Source organism: Dietzia sp. SYD-A1, assembly GCF_015356725.1.
Lineage (GTDB): Bacteria > Actinomycetota > Actinomycetes > Mycobacteriales > Mycobacteriaceae > Dietzia.
Window position 1 is genome coordinate 1 of sequence record NZ_JADDKI010000253.1, and the last position, 3784, is coordinate 3784.

The 3784-nt window shown below is 69.8% G+C and carries 4 protein-coding genes; 3 read left to right on the forward strand and 1 reads right to left on the reverse strand.

The window, feature by feature from the left end; translation table 11 throughout:
- The coding region (locus IY392_RS11080; protein WP_194861236.1) for a TetR/AcrR family transcriptional regulator at window positions 1–692 on the reverse strand (692 nt) is incomplete at its 3' end.
- Window positions 693–781: 89 nt separating this feature from the next.
- On the opposite strand from IY392_RS11080, the gene IY392_RS11085 reads away from it, so the two are divergent.
- The 3 genes from IY392_RS11085 to IY392_RS11095 form a co-directional block, all read left to right on the forward strand.
- Complete coding sequence (locus IY392_RS11085; RefSeq protein WP_194861237.1) at window positions 782–1783, forward strand: Rieske 2Fe-2S domain-containing protein; 1002 nt, start codon at window positions 782–784, stop codon at window positions 1781–1783.
- An 8-nt stretch (window positions 1784–1791) separates the two neighbouring features.
- Window positions 1792–2883: a dihydrodipicolinate reductase gene (locus IY392_RS11090; protein ID WP_194861238.1), complete on the forward strand. Its 1092-nt coding sequence runs from the start codon at window positions 1792–1794 to the stop codon at window positions 2881–2883.
- A 158-nt stretch (window positions 2884–3041) separates the two neighbouring features.
- Window positions 3042–3784: hypothetical protein (locus IY392_RS11095; protein WP_194861239.1), on the forward strand; the 743-nt coding region annotated here is incomplete at its 3' end.

Genomic DNA, 3784 nt, shown 5'->3' on the forward strand with positions numbered 1-3784 from the left:
CCCGGGGCCCGGTTCGTCAACATCAGGCGCAGCCTGCGCGTCATGTCGTCGGCCAACGCCTCCGGGTCGCCCGGACGACCCGCCGCCACCCACTCGGACAACCAGACCTGGAGCGCGGAGATCGCCAGTCCCGCGGCGACGCGAGGCTCCAGTCCGTCGAGCTCCCCCCTGTCCGCCGCCGACCGCATCCCGGCCGCGATCACCTCGAGACCCGAACCCCACACCGTGCGCTGGGTCCCGTGCGCCCCCTCGACGCTGCTCGCCCACCCACCGCCGGCCCGGAGGTTCATCTCGAGATACGCCGGGTGCGCTGCGAGGAAGCGGAACACCTGCCGCAGGCCCGTGAGAAGTCGGTCGAGGCCCGGCTCGCCCGTGTCGACCTCGCGCACGCCCTCGAGGAGCGCGTCCATCCGCTCGCGGTGCAGGGCGTCCCAGATCTCCGCCTTCCCGGCGAAGGACTTGTACACGGTGGCCAGCGACAACCCGGCGGAGGCCGCGATCGCGTTCATCGGGGTGGCGGCGAACCCGGCCTTCCCGAACTCCCGTTCCGCGGCGTGGATGATCTGCCGGCGGTAGCCGTCGAGCCGTTCCTCGCGGGCCGCGTTCGCAGCCGGCGCCGGGGTTGTCGTCGCGGCTGTCGTCGCGGCTGTCGTCGCGGTTGTCGTCGTCGTCGTTTTTCTTGTGGCCTCCACGCCCCGATGCTACCGTCGCAGAATCGCCATTCTGCGCTTGTGGAGACTGGCGAACCGCTCCTCACTCGCGCCAGGATTGGAGGCCGGCGATGGCCAGACCCCCGCTGCCGATGAAGCCGACCGGATGGTTCCAGGTCGCCTGGTCGACCGAGGTCCCCGTCGGCCACGTCCACCGGGTGGCCGCGTTCGGGGAGGAGCTGGTGGCCTGGCGGAGTCGTTCCGGCCGGGTCACGGTCATGGACGCGTACTGCAAACACCTCGGAGCCCACCTCGGCCACGGGGGCACCGTCGTCGACGAGACCATCCAGTGCCCCTTCCACGGCTGGCAGTGGAACTCGGCCGGGCGCAACACCGCCATCCCGTACGCGGACCATCCCAACCGCGGCCGCAAGATCAGGACCTACCCGGTGGTCGAACGCAACGAGTCGATCTACCTCTGGCACGACCTCGAGGGCCGCGATCCGTACTTCGACGTGCCCGACGTCTTCACCAGCTGGGACGACGGCGCGCGGGCGGAGGACTACCACCCGTGCCATCCCCGGACCACGCTCTTCGAACAGCGGCTGGAGTTGCACCCGCAGTACGTGTTGGAGAACGGGGTCGACTTCGCGCACTTCACCTTTGTCCACAAGGTGCCGATCATCCCGCTGTTCACCCGCCAGGACTTCGACGGACCGGTCTCCTACGTCGACTTCACCATCGCGTTCGAGGGCGAACCGGGATCGATCGAGGAGGTCGACAGCGGCGTGGAGGCCATCAACGGCGGACTGGGGGTGGCCGTCACCCGCAGCCACGGGATGGTCGACAACCGCACGGCGACCTGCGTGACCCCCGTCGACGACGAGACCTGCGACGTCCGGTTCTCCGTCTGGATCCGCCGGCGGCCGGACCTGGACGACGACGAGTCCGCCGACCGCGCCGCCACGCACGGCCGCGGGGTGATCGAGCAGTTCGAGGCCGACCTCGCCATCTGGAAGTACCAGAAGTACTCGGACCCCGCCGCGCTCGCACCCGGCGAGTACGAGGGGTTCACCGCACTGCGGACCTGGGCCACCCAGTTCTATCCCGACCACGCCCTCCTCGAAAGGTGACATCACACATGACCAGCGGAAACACGACTCCCGCCCGGGTGTTCCAGGTCGCCACCGGCAACGTCGGCAGCGAGATGATCAGGCGTATCGGCGCCCACCCGGACCTCGAGCTGGTGGGCGTCCACTGCTACACCCCGGAGAAGGTCGGCCGCGACGTGGGCGAGCTCGCCGGCATCGCTCCCGTCGGGATCCTGGCCACCGGCACCGTCGAGGAGATCGTCGCCGCGAAGCCGGACGTCCTGACGTTCCACGGGGTCTTCCCGGACGAGGACCTCTACCTGCAGGTCCTCGAGGCCGGCATCAACATCGTCACCACCGCCGACTGGATCACCGGTCACCACCGCGACCTCAACCATCCCCACCCGTCCGGCCGGTCGTGGCGGGAGATCCTGGACGACGCCGCGAAGGCCGGCGGGGCGACCTTCTACGGCACCGGCATGAACCCGGGCCTCAACCAGATCCTGGGCATCGTCTCCTCGGCCGACGTGGCCGAGATCGAGAACGTCACGACGATCGAGTCCGTCGACGTCTCCTGCCACCACTCCGCCGAGACCTGGAAGGAGGTCGGCTACGGCCGGCCCGTCGACGATCCCGCGCTGCCGGGGATGCTGCGGAAGTACACCGAGGTGTTCGCGGACTCGGTGTACATGATGGCCGACGCGTTCGACCTGGAGCTCGATGACGTGGTGTTCGACTGCGAACTGGGCGCCTGCACGGAGGACGTGGACCTGGGGTGGTACCAGCTGCCCGCCGGATCCCTCGGCGGGAGTTACATCAAGTACCTCGGAATGGTCGACGGCGTCTCGCGGATCGAGACCCACCTCGAATGGCAGATGACCCCGCGCACCGAGCCGAAGTGGGACATCAAGGGCTGCTACATCACGATGATCAAGGGCGATCCGCAGATCTACAACAAGCACATGATCTTCCCCGCCCCCGGAGTGGACCTCTCCGATCCCGAGGACTTCGCCTCCATCGGTATGACCGTGACCGGGCTACCCGCCCTCAACTCCATCCGGTCGGTCATCGCCGCCCCTCCCGGGATCGTCACCAGCGCGGATCTGCCGCTGCGGACGTTCGCCGGCAGGTTCGCGAAGTAGGGACCTCGGGGCCGGCCGGACGCCGGGCCGGCCCGGCGCGATCCGTCGACTGGTGGAACCGTGCGGGGCCTCCGGGCCGTCAGACACTGTGACGGCGCGCGAGAGGGGACCGAGTGGTGTACACGATCGGCCGGGTCAGGCGGTGGGATGCCGCGGGCGTGACGACGGCGAGGTCTGCCGTGGCAGAGCGGCAGACCATCGCCGCCGAGGCCCGAACGACCATCGCCGACGGACGCTCGGCGCTCGATGCGGGCTGGGACGGGGTCGCCGCCGATGCAGTCCTCGACGCCGCCGAGCGCGAGAGGATGCACGTCAACAGACTCGCGGATGGGCTCGGGGATCTGGTGGACGCCCTCACCCGCGCCGCCGCCGCGGTGGGGCCGGCGGTTCAGGCGGTTCGTGACCGCATCGCCGAGGCCGAGACCGCCGGTCTCGTAGTGGGCGAGGATTCGGTGGGACCGGCGCCCGGCCGCGATGAGATTACCCAGGATGTCGTCGACGCGCATGTCGAGGCCCTCGGCCATGCGCTGGCCACCGTCAGGTCGTTGGACGAGCACTACGGCCGGGAGATCGACACGGTCGCCGGCACGATGTACCGGGCCATCCCGCCGGAAGTGGACAGGGGGGCCATTCCGGCTGCCGGGGCAGGGGCCCTGGGAACGGCCGCCGGCGGTGCGGCTGAAGCCGTCGACAGAGGGGCGCTCGCCCTCGCGGACGAACACGACCCTGAGACCAGGGGTAGGCACAAGCTGAACCCGAAGCCGGACGACGCCGGGCGTCGGAGCGCGGGACTCCTCCGGGGCCTCGGCAGGTTCACCGGTGCCGCCGGGGCGGGAGTGACCGTGTACGAGGGCCTCGATGAATACGTCAAGGGAGAGAAGTCGGCGCCCGAGGCCATCAC

Coding starts and splice junctions, on each gene's coding strand:
- IY392_RS11085 (WP_194861237.1), top strand. CDS start 782: ATGGCCAGACCCCCGCTGCCGATGAAGCCGACCGGATGGTTCCAGGTC.
- IY392_RS11090 (WP_194861238.1), top strand. CDS start 1,792: ATGACCAGCGGAAACACGACTCCCGCCCGGGTGTTCCAGGTCGCCACC.